Below are 16,672 nucleotides of genomic sequence, written 5' to 3' on the forward strand. Positions count from 1 at the left end.
ACAAACGAAATTAGAATCAAATCGGACTGATAGACTACTCTTTCTCAATCAGGTGAAGCTGGACGTTGAATCCCATTCGATCGATGCGCGCGGCTGCGGCGCGAAGCGCCACTTTGCTGAAGAACGGAAGGTTGAGATTTTTCGACTTTTTGTGCGCATGACGCATCACGCCATATATGACAGTGAAATCCTTGGCAGTAGGCCTAGTGCGTCCGTCCGGAATGAGGGCGGCAAAGCCCTGGCGATTATATTTCGCCTCGCGCTTTGTTACGGCCCGCCGAAAGTCGCCCCGAAATTTTGAATCGCTCATAAACGCCTCGGCGGAGATCAACGCTTGGTTCCATAAATGGCTGAGCGGGGCCGATGAGTGGCCGTCCTTGAGATGGATCAGCTCGCTTTGTCGAGAGAGGAAATCGCAGGCCTCGATCTTGGCGGTGGGTGCGCCGGCAGGATTGGAGCGGGTCTGATCGAGGCAAAGAAGTCGTTGGTCGGCGATAAGCGCCGCGATCAACGCCTGCTCCGTTTTCGCTACCGTTTTGGTTAAGAACGACGGTTTCAGGAGGGCTTGGTAGCTGCGTTCGACGTCTTTCTGAAACTTGTCCTCAATCAGATACCATATCCCGTCAAATAGGACGTAGCTATTGTCCGCATCGCTCGTCTCGAAGACAAAGCAGGAATACAGCTTTCGGCGATGTGTGCCGTCGCTGCGTCCGTTTTTCATTACGCGAATCTCGTGCGATGGTTTGAGTGCCCGCATGTCAGTGATGGTGTCGAACTTCCCTTTTCTAAGCTCGGAAACGTAGTCCTCGATCGCCAGCTCCAGATAGCTCTCCTTGCCGGAGCTCAGCCCCAGACCAAAATAGCCTATCTCTACCGAGTCCTCTGGACCCAGTATGTCAGGGATTGCGAGATGCAGGTCGGAGACGCCGCCATCGACCAAGATCTTCAACTCCTCGAAAACCATGTCATCGAGGGCCTGGATCAGCGTACGACTGGAGACGGGCTGCACGTGGTCGATAAAGCCGAAGTCGCGTTGGTAGGACGTCTCGCCATAGAGTTCGAGCGCACGCTCGCACTGAGCAACTACACGCGTCGGAGCAAGGTGCGCCCGGAATTTTAGCGCGTCGCGGCCGGTAAGCGCCTTAGCAAAGTCGCTCGATGACGGAATGCCCGACGCGAGCCGAACCAAATCTCGGTCTGTATCCACTTCGAAAGCACCAAGATCTGCATTACGACTCGCTTGAGTGCGCTTTTGCATAACGGTCGAGTCGAGCTGTGCGCTATCAATGACACGCAGACGATCGCGCGATACGAGGTTAAGCGTAACCTTCAAGCCGAACCCCGTCTCGACGGCGCCGTCGGCCAATGCATGATGGCCCTGCCCAAAACAAATGGCAAACAGCCGCTTGGCCGGGTGTTTGGTTTCTACGAACAGGACGGCCGAGCAGCTTTGTGCACGGAACTCGTCGCGCGCTGCCGGTGCAATCTCTTCCAAGAAATTCACCCAACCCGGCGGGTGCGCAGCGGACTGGTTGAAATAGAGCTGCCCGATACTGCTCGGCATCGGCGTGAAGTCATGATCATCCTTTAGCGCTTCTTCTGCCGTCGATCCGCGCATGAGTCGCAGCGAAATCTCAACAATGTTTGGCACTGGCCCCACGAGAGCTCCGGCATCAGCCACAGCACATCTCCCTCATCCCCGGACTTATGTGACACAATCGGAAGCGATTTAAAACTGATTTTGCCGAACCTTTATTGTCATAGGGGAAGCGAATTATGGTCATCTCTCCAGAGATATTTGGCGAGGATGGAGAAATCCAATTTCATCGTCCACCATTAGGATCAGATTGGCCTGGTCCCAAGATCGTTTCGGTCTGGAATATTTCGGGAAGATTGACCGGCTTGTAACCAGGCACTGCGCCTTGCCGGTCGATCACTGACGTATGCACCCTCGCGTTTGGTAAAATCGTGCGTGGCTCACCGCGCGGAAGATAATAGCCGAGAAATGACCGCCGTTCGGTCCAGTCGAGATACTTCTTGGCCTTGGGGACGATCTCGAAAGGGGTCCAGCCCCAGCTCAGCGAGCGATGCAACAGGCCGGCGGGATCGGGCTTCATATAGTCTCGTGCGCCTTCGCGCGGCTGACCGCGCGCGATATGATTGACCATCGAGGTGCGAACGCGCAGGCCGTGCTTTTGGGCCTCTTCGATCATCCAAATAAGCGGATATTTGGAGAGCGCGCTTTCGGTTTCTGCAAAGCCGCCACCGACATCGGAGTGACAGCCAGCGAACCAGACTTGGCGACAATCCTGCGCGGGGAAGGTTTCGTCCTGAGAATAGCGATTGGGCCGAAATTCTTGGGGCTCCTTCCACGGGAGAATGCGGAACATGCGGCGGAACTCGTCGATTGCCATTGCGTGGCGAAACACGGCGACAGCGGGATTGTGGCGGGTGAACGGAAGTTCCTCGAGCGTCGGGTCGGATAGGGGTGTGCTCCCCGGGACGATGACCGAGGCGACAGTATCCCACACGCCGAGGAAATCAACGGCGGCCACCTGCGGCCGCACGACATCACGAAACTCGCGTGCGGTCGCGTGTCCGTCGATCTCGCTCGATCGCTTGTAGGCTTTAAGTGCATATTCGGCGAAGTTAATCTGATGCTCGCGCAGCAAGCCTACGAGATAGATCATGCCCGCGAGCACGCGCACGGTGTAAGCCCCGCGGCTGAAACCGAAAAGATAGATGCGGTCCCCTTCGCGGTAGTGGCGGCAAAGGAAGCAATAAGCCGCAAGAACGTCGCGATCGAGCCCATGCCCCGTCATCATCTCGAAGAGCGATGAGGTCGTCCGCCGCCATTTTCCCCAAGTGCCCGGCATTGCAATCGTGCCGATCCCGGGGTGGTAGTAAGCGATCTGACGCTCGCTCTTCTCGGCAATCTTGTAGAGCTTCAGGACATTCGAAAGCCGCGTTCCGATTTCGTTATTGGTCCCGTCACAGCATATGACGAGATTGCGACCCTCGGTTTCGTCTTTTGCCATCTTCGTCTCCCGTCGGCTCCGGCTGCGGCCGGCGCTGATCGCGGCGAATGTCGCCGCTAGTCACTCAAACCGCTGTAACCTGAACGGATTGAACCGCCGGGGCCGATATCGATCAGGATATTGTCGCATCCGCCCGGCATCTCGTCGGCGTCCGGCCCGACCTTACGGTCGCGCATTTCACAAGCGCGCGCATCATCTTCGAGGCGAAACCCATCTTCGCGGTCGGTTCGCAGGACTTGGCCCCGCCGCTCGAGTTCGGAAACGATCTCGGCATCGGGTAGCCTTACGCGGTGATAGGGGTAGGGGCCTGACGAAATCGCATAGATTAATGCGCCCACCGCATCAAGAAAAGCTGTTCGGGACGAAGTGAGGCTGCCGTGATGGCCGACAATAAGGACGTCGGACTTGAGATCGGCGGCGCAGCATAGAAGGAGCTTCGCCTCGATACTCCGCGGGCTAGGAGGCGTCGCGGGGAGCTCACGTTCTCCACCTTCAGCGTCGCCCGCAAGCAATATACGTTTTTCGCCGAGATCGAGGCGTACAACCACGCTGTTGCCGTTAGGATCGGAATAGGGATGTGCGTCGCGATAGAGAAACCGCATCCGCCCGCCCGTCCCGAGCTCGACCGGTGCCTCGCTCATCATCTCAGCCTGACGCACGGTCACGGTGCCGTTGCAGCCGGTTCCGGTGAAGGTCACGTTGCGCGTCGCGTTCGACGCAATCGCATCATGATAGCGTGCGCCCGGTTCCGCCATCGCGGCCTTGAGGAAATGGCAATAGCCATCGGTCTTGTTGACGCGCCCTGACTCCCAGACGTTGCCGATCTGAAACGTGTCGAAGACTGCAGGCATCAACTGAAGATGATCCTTGTGCGGGTGGCTGAGGATCAGGTGATCGATCCGTGTGAGGTCGGGGCGCGCCGCGCGGATGTAGGCTACGACGCGGTTCTCATCGCCGTCGTGGAGATCGTCTTGGCTTCCGGCATCGTAAAGCAGCGTGAAGCCGGGGCCTTCGACGAACACCGCAAGGCCGGTGCCGACATCGATGACATGGATCTTGTAACGGCTCTGTGCGAGCGCCTCGGTGCCTTCTTCGGCACGAACGATCGTCCACGCCTTGCTGACATAGCCGCGAGTGCCATCGGCGAGCTCGACGACGTACCAGCCGCTAACTTCGCCGATGAGCGTCGCGCTGTCACCGGGTCGCAGACGTGCGAGGACGGGCGTGTCTGTCGACGGGCCCTCGCGCACGAGAACCGCGCTCGATACACGGGCGCTCGGCGCGACATCGTCTGCCGTCGCTGGCGACGACATAAGCGTGCCGACGCTGAGGAACAGCGCCGCAAAACAGGATCGAAGCGTCATGAGGCCCCTCCTCGCAAGGTCGAGCCTAGCGACCAATTCGCGTGAGGAACAGGGTGGCCGTCCTTTCGCGAAGCAGAGATGTACCCAAATTGGCGGCTATCGCATCGAAGCGCCCGGTTTCGAACTTGCCTGCCAATTTTTGCAAAGGGCGGCTTCATCGAATGATTCGCCTTCTGATCGCCTCCCTCCGTCGTTCGATTTCGTCAGGTGGTATCGTACACCGGGAACGCGGCGCCAGCCGTGTGAGCATCGCACCGAGATGCTCGGGATCGGTGCCGGCGCGTTCGAGTTCTCCGATCAACCACAACAGGCTGCGGCACTCGATGCCCAGCTTCGTCCCTTCGCCGTGCAGATGACCGCCCCCAATCAGAAGCGGCCACTTGCGAGCCTCGCCAATCGCGAGGGCGAAGGAATCGCTGACCGAAATGCCGCGGCACGATCGCCGCAGCATCGTCGCGCGCAACAATTCTACCTCGTCAAGCATCTCGACCCGCAAACGGCTTCCAAAGATTTTTTCCTGTTCCGCACCTTGGATCTCGCTTTCGTAAAGCGCGTCGCAAACCGCAAACTCGAGCGGCAGCCCCAATGCCGGCTCGATCATTTCGCTATGCTCGAGATCGAGCAGTACTGGCGTGTCGGAAATTACGACAATCATGCGTGCTTGCGAATTGCCTCCCAGGGCGCCGACATCCGGCGATCGAGTTCGCGGACCGTAATACCCAAGGCCTCGGCGGCGCGACCTTCGGATAACATGTTCTCCTGGACCGCGCGAAAGCAAAGTCGGGACAGGCGCTGCGCCGCCTCTTTCGGTACTGGATCGGGTTCGGCATAGGGTGGCGACCGCCAACCCTGGGCCTTGAATTCGTCGAACAGCCTTTTGAAGAGGGCCGGGCCGACGATACCAAGATCCTTGCAGCGATAGGTGAGCGCCTGCACCGATACGCCGAGAAGCCTCTTGAGCGAAAATAGCTCGCCGAGGCTGACGTTCGTGCGGTGCCGCCCAATTTCAGCCCATAATATCTCTGCGGGCATCAGGAACGCGCCGGCGAACCGGTGCGCCGCCTTTTCGATCTCGGCTTCGCCGAGCTCGCTCCCCATCATCATAATGATATGACCAAGCTCGTGGGCAAGCGTGAAGCGCTGCCGCTCACCCCAATGCCGCGCGTTGATGACAATCACAGGAATCGAGCCTCCGTCGGCACGACGTATATATGCCGTCATGCCGTCGATCGCGTCCGCTAGCGGCTCACAGACTACCTTCAGCCCTCTTTCCTCGAGCAACTCGACGAGGTTGGGGATCGGATCGCGGCCAAGACCCCAAGCTTCGCGAAGCTGCATCGCTGCCTGATCGGCTTCGACGATGTCGTGCAGCGGGTAGGGCGCATGGCGCGGTTTGTCCCAAACCATGCTTTCGAGTGCGAGAATTTCTTCGACCATCAGGTAATTTTCGACACGGTGGAGTAAGGTTGCCTGCACCTGCGCCTCCTCACGGCGGCTGGAGCTCGGCTTCTTGCGAAAATCGACCCCTTCGAGCGCGAGCTGATCGGCGTTCATCAGATAATCGCGCGAGACGCCAAGCACCCTGATCATGGCGCTCAGAACCGCCGAGCCCGGCATCGCTTCGTCACGTTCATATTTGCCGATGGCCTGCGCGCTGACGAGACCGTCGATCGCCGCCGAAAGATCGCGCAACGACAAGTCTGCGGCCGTTCGTGCCAACCGCAACCGTGATCCGATCATTTTTTGACCCTTCCCCTTGATGGTTTACAAACAGTGACTATATTGGATGAACTGTAAACCAACGATCGTTGCCATAGTTCCCATGCGAGGGAAGGGCAATGGCTAAATACAGGGAGTTGTTGGCATGGATCGTCCTTCTTTTGACCGCTTTGGCCCGATCGCATCGGAAGCCGACCTCCTCCTTGCGGAAACCTTGGGATCGGTCCAGCTGCCGCCGAGCGACTATGCCAAGGCGGAGGGCCGCTACCATACGCTCGCCGACTGGATCGAGCGCGAGGGCAGCCCACTTCGCGGCCGCGTCGAGCGGGTCTACGGGCAAGGCGGCGTGGCACAGGGTTCGTCGGTCGCGGCCCGCGCGACGAACGACGAATTCGACGTTGACGCGATGGTCGAGCTGCACCCCGACGTCGATCGTGGGCCGGCGTATGTTCTCGACCTCCTCCACCGCACGATCCGTGGCGAGCCGGGGTCGCGCTACTATGATGTGACGACGCGCTGCACGCGGTGTGTGCAGGTGCAATATGCCGACAAGATGCATGTCGACCTGACGCCTGCAATCCTGCAGTTCGGCGTGCCCGACCGGCAGAGCACGATTTTTCACCACCGGGTTGAAACGCCGCACATCCCCGGCAAGCGGGTGACCGCCAATCCCTATGGCTTTACCGAGTGGTTCAAGGAGAACACGCCCGCCGAGCCGCTGTTCGCGGTCGCGATCGCCCGGGATTCAGTTGCCGTCGCGAAAGCCGATGTCGAGCCGCTCCCCGACCAGGTGGCGCCGCACGGCATGTCGCGCGCGCTTGCCAGCCTCCAGCTGTTTAAGCGTTATCGCAACCTGCGTTACGATCGCCGCGATGGACGCTGCCCGCCGAGCGTCCTGCTAGCCAAGCTAGTCGCCGGATATCATGCGTCCAGCCTAACGTTCGCGGCGGCGGTGCTTGAACATGCCGTCGCGCTGCGCGACCGTTTCCAGTTCGAGGTGGAGCGCAACCAGTTGATCGCCGAGAGCAATCCGCGCTGCCGCGAAGACGTCTTCACTGACCGCTGGCCGTCGGCAGCCTATGAGCAGACTATTTGGCTTGGCGATCTCAACCACCTCGTTCGCCAGCTTGCGCGCTATGTCCGCGACACGCTGACGCTGCGCGAGCGGCAGGAAATTCTGGGCGATCTCTTCGGGGAACATGCGGCGGGCAAGGCGATCCGCGATTTCGCCGAACGCATGGGCCGCGACAAGGAACTGGGCACATCGCGTTACGAGGCTGGGTCGGGGCGCTTGATCCTTCCCGCGACGATGCTGCCTTCTGCAGCGCACGCCCGCCCGGTTCCGGCAACCCAATATTATGGAGGTCGTCCGTGGCGGTGATGCCGCTCGCCGAGCAGGACCGGTTGATCCGGCGGGCATGGCCCTTTCGAACTATCCTTCTCGGCAGCGGCATGGCGCTGTGGCGGGGAACGGTTACCGCGTTGTCCTGCCCGTATGATGTGTCGATTTTCTATGTGCAGCGTCGCAATTGCGACAGCTTCAGCTTCGCACATGCAGATTTTCCGGAAGTCAGGGTCCACAGCCCGCCGGTGACCCGGCGCGCGGAAGAACCGGACACGCCTATTCCGCACGTCTTTGACGAAGGCCTTGTCCGCCTACCGCCGCTCTGTCTCTTCGATCCCCGCGAACGCGGCTGGGACGCGTCGCAAGCCATCGCTGAGACAACCATCCCTTGGATTGCCGACTGGCTGCGTTTCTACGAGGCTTGGCAAGCGACGGGACATTGGGCGGGCGGCGGGCGCGAGCATGATCGGCGCGTCGTCGCGGGTCCAGGGGGCCGCTGCCCTGCGCGGCTTACCACCGCAATTGACGAATTCTTCGGCATGGGCGCGAGCCGTGCCGTGATCACCACCGCCGAGGCTCGCGCGGCAGCACCCGTCGCGCGCGCGCAGCTGGCGGATCATCTCCAGGATCTGCCCTTTGACACGGTGGTCGCGGGCTCACTTGCCGCTTCAACCACGCAGCTTGCTGCATGAGCGTCGTAGCGGCGAACAAGGGACGCGCAGGCGTAAGGGTTTCGGAGAAGAACCGTCTGATCCTGTGGACGGGCGCGGCGGGTCGCTGCCAGTACGAGGGATGCAACGAGCTTCTACTCGGCGACATTGTCTCGGGCCGCGAGAAACTCAATAAGGCCTATATCGCCCATATCGTCGCAGCGGCGCCCGATGGCCCCCGGGGCGATTCGGTACGGTCGGCGTTGCTCGCCAATTCGGTCGACAATCTCATGCTGCTTTGCGATCCGCACCACCGGCTGATCGACCGCGAGGACGTGCCGGGCCATCCCGAGCCGGGCCTGCTCGCGATGAAGCAGGCGCATGAAGAACGGATCGCCATGGTGACAGCCATCGCTGCCGACCGGGGAACGCACATCCTTCACTATGCGGCGCGGATCGGTGAGCATGATTGCCTCGTGTCGACCGCGATGAGCAAGGCGGCGGTTCTTCCCGGACGCTACCCGCTTCAGGCGCCGATCAGCCTCGAAGTCATTGGCTCGGACTATCGCGACAGCGAAGCACAATATTGGACGCTGCAGGTCGAGAATCTGCGGCGGCAATTTGCGCTCAAGGTCGGGGAGCGCCTCCGCAGCGGGGAAATGCGTCATGTGTCGGTCTTTGCCATCGGACCCCAGCCGCTGCTCGTCGAACTGGGGCGCCTGCTCGGCGATATTGCCGATGTCGATGTTCGCCAGATCAGCCGTGAGCCGCGAGGGTGGGCCTGGCGCGAGGGCCGACCAGAGATCCTCTTCCGGGCCCGGCGCGCCGGAGCGCGCGGCGCGGCGAAGGTCGCGCTGAATCTTGGCGTCAGTGCCCATATCGCCGACGAGCGGATCGCCGCTGTCCTCGGCGCCGATTGCCCGATCTGGACGATCGAGGCGGCCGAGCCTGGCAATGACATTCTGGCCAATCCCGACTGTTTAGCGCGCTTTCGGACTCTGCTACGCGAGACGTTTGGCGAAATCCGGCGCGAACATGGCGGCGAAGCGGAGATCCACCTGTTTCCGGCGCTGCCGGTCGCCATGGCAGTTGAAGTCGGGCGCGTTTGGATGCCCAAGGCCGATCTTCCCCTGATCATTCACGACGAACACCGCGAGCTCGGGGGCTTTTTTGCTCGCCATCGAATCGAAGGCGCGCGGCAAGCCTAGTATTTGCGCGTCGGCGGCTCCGGCGTCAGCCGCCATCGTCCGTCGCGACCAAGACGCTGTCTATTTCAACCACGAAGCAACCAACGTCTGCTTTCGTTGTTTGGCGCTCAAAAGCTGCCTGTCTCCAACCGGCCAAACCTCACGCGCCACGCGCAAACGAATTTCGGCTTGCCGCCTCAGGTAAAGCTGCGCAATATCTTGGCAAATCCATGGGGGTCGCAAAATCTTGCCCATTGGAGACCTTCCATGAATATTCGCAGTTCCGTTCCATGCGGCCTTCTGTCCCATCTCGCGATGCCCTCCGCGGAGGTACGCCCATGACCACCAGTCGTCGGAAATTCCTGGCTGCGACCACGGCGGTGCTAGGGGCCTCGGCGGCAAGCCGGACAGCATCGGCTCAATTGCTCAAGGGGCCACTGCGCAAGATCGCGACCGAGGAAGCATTTGCCACGCCGGAGCTCGCAAAGGCATGGTTGGAGATTGCCCGGTCACAGCCCAACTCCAGCCTGGATATTCCCACCGGCATCCTGTCGATTTTCGACAATCCGCGTCCCGGATCGAACCAGGAGCGGTTTCGCCGCCAGCTGCTCGATGTGGACGCCGAGCGCATCCGCGACATGGACGAAGCCGGCGTCGACATGCACCTTCTGTCGGTGACGATACCAGGCGTGCAAATCTTCGAGCCAGCCCGGGCGAGCGAGCTTGCAGCGACAACCAATGACTATCTCGCCGCCGCCATCGCGCGGCACCCGGCACGCTTTGCCGGGCTTGCCTGCTTTGCACCGCACGATCCGGTTAGAGCGACGCGGGAAATGGAGCGCGCGGTCAACGTGCTTGGCCTGAAGGGCTTTATCGTCAATTCACACACTCACGATCTTTATCTGGACGATCCGCGCTTTGCCCCGATCCTTGAGGCGGCGCAGGCGCTCGATCGTCCGATTTATCTTCACCCGCGCGCACCGTCCAATGGCATGGCCGCTACGTTTCGGGACTACAGCATGGGAGGGTCGATCTGGGGCTTCGGTGTCGAAGCCGGGACGCATGCGGTACGGATGATCCTGAGCGGGGTTTTCGACCGTTATCCGCGGCTGCGCATCATCCTTGGGCATATGGGGGAAGCACTGCCCTTCTGGATGTGGCGCCTCGATCATATGGCGGCGCGCCGGGCAAAGGACGGGCGGATGAAACCCTTGTCGCTAGCGCCCAGCGACTATTTCCGGCGGAACTTCGCGGTGACGACCAGCGGCTTTGAATCTCCCGATGTGCTTGATCTCGTGATCAAAGTTGCCGGCATCGAGAATGTCATGTGGGCGATCGACTATCCCTATGAAAGTTCGCGCGATGCGGTGACCTTCATCGAAGGCGCCGACCTGACGGCCAGCCAGCGCGCCAGCATCTTTCATCGCAATGCGGAGCGGCATTTTCGCCTGTCTTGAGACGCTTCTCGGCGAGCCTTGATTTGGCAGAAATGGCTCGCCAATGTCTGCGGATATTCGGTATAGATTTTCACACATGCAAACGAGGGGGCTTGGATGCATCGGTTTTTTTTGGGGATATTGCTGTCGATCGCCGTCGTGACCCCTGCCAAGGCGGAATATGGCTGGTGCACGATACAGAAGGACGGGTCTTACGACACATATCTTTCAGCGGTCGTCGACATCGGCGAGGGATCGAATGTCCATCAGGAAGTGCTGACGCGCCAGTTTGGCCGCGCGTTCCAGAGCTATGTTGCACAGTTTGAGACAATCGTTCGCGAGCCCGACTGCCATTCCTCCAAACGACTGAGCGATGCCGAAGAAGGCAACAGGCGCTATTCGATGAGCGTCGGAGAAGTCATTCGGACCAACTGGCGGGGAGCATGGCCCGCGCCCGGCGCATCCTCTGGTCCAGTCGCGGCATCGGGTAGCCATCTTACCGTCTCGTCACCGCCAGCCCCCGCGGCTCCGGAGTGGAGCGAGGCGCAGCAGCAACAACAGCGTCAGGCGGCTGCGGAACTCGCCCGCAACATCGCCGCCAGCGCCAAGGCGAGGGCGGAATCGGAGGCGGCGCTCACGGCGTTTCTCGACGCCATGCGCAAGCGGGGGCGCGCGCAATGAAACATCATCTGAAGCTCTTCGTGCTGGCGATCGCGGTCGCGATGATTGGCGGTCCCGCGATGGCGCAGATCGAAAGCGCACAGCCTTTGCCGGTCGGCCAGCCGTTCACGCTTGCGGCTGGTGAGCGCAACGCAGTGCGCTATTTCTATTTTGCCGGCGTGCCCGGGGAAACGCGAAGCATCGACGTCAGTCTCGCCGGGAAAGTCATCATCGAAGTCTATGACGCCGCCGGAACGCTGTTGATGGTGCGGAGTGCGAGCGCTGGGCGGTCATTCGACTTCATACCCTCCTACGCCGAAACCTATGTCATCGCCGTCATCCGACCGGGCGCGCCGATCGAAGCGGTGCTGCGAACCTCCGTCGTGGCTCCAACCCTACAGCAATCGATCATGGCCATAGGCGTGGGCTATGAGTTCGCAACCGAGCATGGTGTCTCCCGATCGTGCTGGAGCGAGCAAGGCGCCGAGGTCACGCACACAGGCACGCTTCGGAAGGGCGACGCCTTCACGATGCGTATCAGGCTCGGCGCGGATCGATTGTCGCAAACCAATGAGACGCTTGTCGGGGCCATCGCTTCGCGCAGCACGGTCCGTAGCTGGCTGGAGGGTGCCAACAGGGTCAGCGAAGTCGACACGAACGGCACGGTCAGCGTTTCCAAACAGGTAAACGATCCGGCCAGCTTCCGCTGGCTGCCCGGCGTCGCGCGCAAGTGGTATCGCTACACCTGTCCAAGCTAGAGGGAGGCGGATACTCGCGACGCTGCAGGCGGCATTTGGACGATCCACTTCGTCACCGAGAACCCCTTCGATAATTTCCGCTATCTTAAATCCACGGCTAGAAGCCGCCAATCCCTGGTCGACCAATCTTACTCAGCAAGATGACCGGTGATCCTGTGGCGGCCGGACTCTGCGGCAGGTGTGAAATCGACGTGACAGCAATTGCTCGGCGCGGCAAAGTGCAAGCCTGATTTCCCCCCGCTCGGAGGCTCAATTGGCGACCGTTGCACACCCGCGGCCCGGTTACGGCCGAGACGACCGGTTCTTTCTCTTCATGGCGCTCGTCATGGCAGCCATCATAGTCGCGGGATTTTCCATGCAACTGGCGATGGGGCGCTCGAGCTTCTCGGCTCCGCCGCTCGTTCATTTTCATGCCGTCATATTCTTCGGCTGGGTCGTGATTTATGTAACGCAAAGCGCCCTTGTGACGCGCGGATCGATGCCGCTTCACCGTCGGTTAGGCTGGCTCGCCGCAGCCTGGGCCACGACGATGGTCGGCGTCGGTATCTTCACGACCATGACCATGGCGCGTCAGGGGACCGTCCCCTTCTTTTTTCAGCCTGCCTATTTTCTCGTCATGAACTCGATGACGATGCTCTGCTTCGGCGGGCTTGTCGCGGCCGCCATCACACTGCGCATGCGGACCGAATGGCACAGGCGCCTCCTCTTTTGCGCGATGGCCTTTCTCACCGGGCCCGCGTTTGGCCGCCTGCTGCCCATGCCGCTCCTCATCCCGTTTGCCGAATGGGCCGTGTTTGCGGCCGTGATGGTCCTGCCACTCGTCGGCATCGTTTCGGACATGCGGCGTCGCGGATCGGTGCACGCCGCCTGGTGGTGGGGTATGGCTGCGATGGTCACATCGCAGCTCGCAATGACGTTGATCGCGCACAGTCCACTTGGCCTCGCCATCTACGGGCAAGTAACGCGCGGGTCGCCGGGCGCGGCTGCGCTGCCGTATGAATTCGCGCCTCCGCCCGAAAGCCCTTTAATTACGGGCCGCGGTTAGCCGTTTAAGCCTGCCAAGCGTCGCGCGGTTTCTTATTTGTCTGGCGGTGCGCGAGCATAAGGACCCGGCGCAAGTCTGGAAGCTGGACGGCGGCCGGGACCAGCGACCGCCGCCCTACTTGATGCCGCATGTGTGTGGGGCACATGGGGGTGCGGCACGGGGAGATCGTGGCGCCAGATGGTTAAACAAACCTTAATTTTCAGGCAAATTGAGATGAGGTGAATGCTGTGGGGAGTCTCACCGCGACAGTTCCCGTCGAGCCAAGCTATCAGCCGAAATGGTCGCGTGCCCGGGATCGGTCGATTGACGTGATCGCGGAAAGGCGATCGCCGATGTCCGCTTCTCGATTTTCGGCCCCGAAAGCCGCCGGTCGGCTGGCGTTGAGAGTTTCAGACGCCGCCAGGCGTCGGAAAGTCTTCGATGCCCGAACCGCGGGCTGCACAGACTGAGCTATGGGGAAAGCGGTTTTGCGCAGACCGTGGGGTTGGACGTTGCTGCCCAAAATCGGACGCATCTGAGAGCGGACCGTCCGGATTTAGGTCGAGCGAGCGGACGCCGAAAAGCGGACGGGCCGATTTTGATATAGCGGCGTCTGCTTTTGGGCAGTGCGAGCGCAAGTGTGTCCGCTTCCGGACGCAGGGCTGCGCCGGGTACGGGAGTGGATGAGCCGTGCCGGATCACGGCGCCTGTGTTCCGGATGAGAGTGATGGCGGTGGCGGCGCTCGGGGTTGATAGCGACGTTCGAAGACCTCGATGATCACCATGGTGCCGCCGCAGCACGGGCACAGCGGCCGGGCCTCGGGCTCATCGATCGAGTCGGCGGCCGGTGGAGGCGCGGCGCTGAGCAAACGGCGGGCGCGTTCGAGATGATCCTTGCGGCGTGCGCTGGCGAGGAGGCCGTAGTGGCGGATGCGGTGGAACCCGCGCGGCAGGGCGTGGAGAAGAAAGCGGCGGATGAACTCGTCGGCCCCAAGGGTCATGACCTGCTGCCGTCCGGCACCGGCCTTGCGGTAGTCCTTGTAGCGGAAGGTGACCCCGGCTTCGTCGAACCGGAGGAGGCGGCTGTTCGATATCGCAACGCGGTGGGTGTAGCGCGCGAGGTAAGCGAGCACGGCCTCGGGCCCGGCGAACGGGGCCTTGGCATAAACGACCCAGCGCTTTTTGCGGACCGGCGAGAGGTGCCGCAGGAATGCGCGTCGTTCGGCGAGATGCGTGAGGCTGCCAAAGAAGGCGAGCTTGCCGGCATCGTGCAGCGCGCGAAGGCGGGTCAGGAACAGCCGGCGGAACAGGGCGCCGAGCACGCGGACCGGCAGCAGGAAGGCCGGGCGTGCTGATATCCAGCGTGTCCCATCGCGCGAGATGCCGCCGCCCGGTACGATCATGTGGATGTGGGGATGATGGGTGAGCGCTGAGCCCCAGGTATGGAGGACGGCGGTGATGCCGATCCGGGCGCCGAGGTGCCTGGGGTCGGCGGCGATGGTCAGCATCGTGTCGGCCGCGGCCTTGAACAGCAGGTCATAGACGAGCGCCTTGTTGTGGAAGGCGATCGCGGCGACCTCGGCAGGGAGGGTGAACACGACGTGGAAATAGCCGACCGGGAGCAGGTCGGCCTCGCGGGCCTCGAGCCAGGTGCGTGCAGCAGCGCCCTGGCACCTCGGGCAATGCCGGTTGCGGCAGCTGTTGTACGCGATCCGCCAGTTCCCGCAGTCGGTGCAGGCCTCGACGTGGCCACCTAGGGCGGCGGTGCGGCAATGCTCGATCGCCGACATGATCTTGAGCTGGTGCAGGCTCAGATGCCCGGCATGGGCGGCGCGATACGCGGGCCCTGCGGCCCGGAAGATGTCGGCGACCTCGAGTGAGGCGCGCATCGGCCTCAGCCGTCAGCCGCCTCCTCGCTGGGCGATGCGAGCGCGAGCCTGTCGAGCGGGCTGACGATCGAGCGAACGGTCTTGGTGGCAACCTGCGTATAGAAGGCGGTGGTGTTTAGCTTGGCATGACCGAGCAATGCCTGGATGACGCGGATATCGACACCGTCCTCGAGCAGGTGGGTGGCGAAGCTGTGGCGGAGCGTATGCGGTCCGATCCGCTTGTCGATGTCCGCCGCCTCCGCGGCCTCGACAACGACACGGTAGAGCTGGCGGGTGCTGATCGGCGCCGCGGCGCTCTGTCCGGGAAAGAGCCAGCCGTCGGGAACGAGGATGCCCTGCAGTCGTCCCGCGCGCCACCAGTCGCGCAGCAGCAGGAGCAGCCCTTCGGGCAGCATGGCGTTGCGGTAGCGCCCGCCTTTGCCGCGCTCGATCCGCAGCAGCATGCGCTTGCTGTCGATATCGCTGACCTTCAGCGCCGACACCTCGGCGACGCACAACCCCGCGCCATAGGCGACCGACAGCGCGGCCTGGTGCTTGAGGGAACGGGTCGCATCGAGCAGGCGCTTCACCTCGGCCATGGTCAGCACCACCGGGATCTTGCGCACCTGCCTGGTGCGGACCAGCTTGCGCGCGAGATCGGGGCGGTCGAGCGTGTGCGTGAAGAAGAACCTCAGCGCGCCGACGATGCTGTTCATCGTTGGTGCGGGGACGCCCGCCTGTTGCTGCTCGATCTGGAACTGCCGGACATCCTCGGCGCTCGCGGTGTGGGGCGAGCGTCCGAGCCAGGTCGCGAACCGTCCGACATCGCGAAGATAGTTGCGCTGCGTCTCCTTCGAGAAGCGGCGCATGGTCATGTCGTCGATCAGGCGCTGGCGCAGCGGGCTGATCGGGCCAATCTGGATAAGCTCATTCATCGTTCGACTCCTCAGGTAAAGGAGCCGAAAGGGTCTGCCTGCGGCAGCCCGCGTTCAATCAGGTGCGGCGATCGCTGGGCCGCTTTACATCGAGGCTAGCACCAATCCGCGCAGCGGTTCGTGCATCGGCCACAGTCAGCCAGAGGCGCTCAGAACTCGGTTCTTAGCCTTAGCAAACGACCGTTAAGTAACGCAGCCCCGAAGCGGGGTCACCGCCGATCGGGGGCGGCACGAAAAGTGACCTCGACCAATTGTTCGGGGAAGGCGAGACGTGAGACCCCGATAAGATTGCTCACCACCTGTGGTTGCTCGCACCCATAAAATTCCTTGCGGACCTTGGCGGCAGCTGGAAAGGCCGCATCGACATCGAGAACATAAATCGTTTCCTCGAAGACATCGTCAAAGGTGGCTCCAAACTCGGCCAACAGCCTTCCCGCATTTTCATACGTGCGGCGGAGTTGGGCCTCGGTATTGCTGAAGTCTGATGGTTTTCCATCCTCGTCCAGCTGCGCCGGCGATACAAGTTTTCCACACACATCATGGCTTAACTGACCGGAGATATAAATGATGCCGTCCCGCCGCAGCGCCTGGACATAACCGAACGCTTCTTCCCAAGGCACGCCAAAAGTGGCGACGTCCTTCTGCGTCTTGAATTTCTCTTCCATGTCGTCCTCCTTGCTGTCTACCG

15 protein-coding genes are annotated in these 16,672 nt (G+C 61.7%); 7 read left to right on the forward strand and 8 right to left on the reverse strand.

Annotated elements, in window-relative coordinates; genetic code table 11:
- Nucleotides 1-34 precede the first annotated feature (34 nt).
- The 5 genes from AC3A43_RS03235 to AC3A43_RS03255 all read right to left on the reverse strand — a co-directional run bounded on the left by AC3A43_RS03235 (nt 35) and on the right by AC3A43_RS03255 (nt 6,142).
- Entirely contained in the window at nt 35-1,681 is a 1,647-nt protein-coding gene (locus AC3A43_RS03235; protein WP_487791098.1) for a DUF6119 family protein, read from the reverse strand.
- A 142-nt stretch (nt 1,682-1,823) separates the two neighbouring features.
- On the reverse strand, nt 1,824-3,038 hold the full coding sequence (locus AC3A43_RS03240) for a T6SS phospholipase effector Tle1-like catalytic domain-containing protein (RefSeq protein WP_487791099.1): 1,215 nt from the start codon (nt 3,036-3,038) through the stop codon (nt 1,824-1,826).
- Between the two features lie 56 nt (nt 3,039-3,094).
- Nucleotides 3,095-4,402 (reverse strand): MBL fold metallo-hydrolase, encoded by a 1,308-nt coding sequence (locus tag AC3A43_RS03245; protein WP_487791100.1) that lies wholly within the window; start codon nt 4,400-4,402, stop codon nt 3,095-3,097.
- A gap of 154 nt (nt 4,403-4,556) precedes the next feature.
- A complete protein-coding gene (locus AC3A43_RS03250) occupies nt 4,557-5,057 on the reverse strand; it encodes a PIN domain-containing protein (protein ID WP_487791101.1) in 501 nt (166 codons plus the stop codon).
- Nucleotides 5,054-6,142 (reverse strand): ImmA/IrrE family metallo-endopeptidase, encoded by a 1,089-nt coding sequence (locus tag AC3A43_RS03255; protein ID WP_487791102.1) that lies wholly within the window; start codon nt 6,140-6,142, stop codon nt 5,054-5,056. The genes AC3A43_RS03250 and AC3A43_RS03255 overlap by 4 nt, the downstream gene beginning before the upstream one ends.
- Before the next feature lie 124 nt (nt 6,143-6,266).
- Between AC3A43_RS03255 and AC3A43_RS03260 the strand changes: the two genes are divergently transcribed.
- The 7 genes from AC3A43_RS03260 to AC3A43_RS03290 all read left to right on the forward strand — a co-directional run bounded on the left by AC3A43_RS03260 (nt 6,267) and on the right by AC3A43_RS03290 (nt 13,202).
- Nucleotides 6,267-7,502: a nucleotidyltransferase domain-containing protein gene (locus tag AC3A43_RS03260; protein WP_487791103.1), complete on the forward strand. Its 1,236-nt coding sequence runs from the start codon at nt 6,267-6,269 to the stop codon at nt 7,500-7,502.
- Nucleotides 7,502-8,158: a type II CBASS E2 protein gene (locus AC3A43_RS03265; RefSeq protein ID WP_487792016.1), complete on the forward strand. Its 657-nt coding sequence runs from the start codon at nt 7,502-7,504 to the stop codon at nt 8,156-8,158. Before AC3A43_RS03260 ends, AC3A43_RS03265 begins: the two co-directional genes overlap by 1 nt.
- Nucleotides 8,155-9,324, forward strand: coding sequence for an SAVED domain-containing protein (locus tag AC3A43_RS03270; protein ID WP_487791104.1), 1,170 nt, complete (start codon nt 8,155-8,157; stop codon nt 9,322-9,324). Before AC3A43_RS03265 ends, AC3A43_RS03270 begins: the two co-directional genes overlap by 4 nt.
- Before the next feature lie 317 nt (nt 9,325-9,641).
- Entirely contained in the window at nt 9,642-10,760 is a 1,119-nt protein-coding gene (locus AC3A43_RS03275) for an amidohydrolase family protein (RefSeq protein ID WP_487791105.1), read from the forward strand.
- 96 nt (nt 10,761-10,856) lie between these two features.
- Complete coding sequence (locus tag AC3A43_RS03280) at nt 10,857-11,420, forward strand: hypothetical protein (RefSeq protein WP_487791106.1); 564 nt, start codon at nt 10,857-10,859, stop codon at nt 11,418-11,420.
- On the forward strand, nt 11,417-12,157 hold the full coding sequence (locus tag AC3A43_RS03285) for a hypothetical protein (protein WP_432769540.1): 741 nt from the start codon (nt 11,417-11,419) through the stop codon (nt 12,155-12,157). The genes AC3A43_RS03280 and AC3A43_RS03285 overlap by 4 nt, the downstream gene beginning before the upstream one ends.
- A gap of 325 nt (nt 12,158-12,482) precedes the next feature.
- Nucleotides 12,483-13,202, forward strand: coding sequence for a hypothetical protein (locus AC3A43_RS03290; protein ID WP_487791107.1), 720 nt, complete (start codon nt 12,483-12,485; stop codon nt 13,200-13,202).
- Nucleotides 13,203-13,879: 677 nt separating this feature from the next.
- Here the strand turns inward: AC3A43_RS03290 and AC3A43_RS03295 are convergent.
- From AC3A43_RS03295 to AC3A43_RS03305, 3 genes are all read right to left on the reverse strand, one after another.
- Nucleotides 13,880-15,070: an IS91 family transposase gene (locus AC3A43_RS03295; protein WP_447952398.1), complete on the reverse strand. Its 1,191-nt coding sequence runs from the start codon at nt 15,068-15,070 to the stop codon at nt 13,880-13,882.
- A 5-nt stretch (nt 15,071-15,075) separates the two neighbouring features.
- On the reverse strand, nt 15,076-15,984 hold the full coding sequence (locus AC3A43_RS03300; protein ID WP_487791108.1) for a tyrosine-type recombinase/integrase: 909 nt from the start codon (nt 15,982-15,984) through the stop codon (nt 15,076-15,078).
- A gap of 209 nt (nt 15,985-16,193) precedes the next feature.
- A complete protein-coding gene (locus AC3A43_RS03305; RefSeq protein WP_487791109.1) occupies nt 16,194-16,649 on the reverse strand; it encodes a Rid family hydrolase in 456 nt (151 codons plus the stop codon).
- Nucleotides 16,650-16,672: the final 23 nt, after the last annotated feature.

The sequence above is a fragment of the Sphingopyxis sp. Soil_C_28 genome (assembly GCF_057657055.1).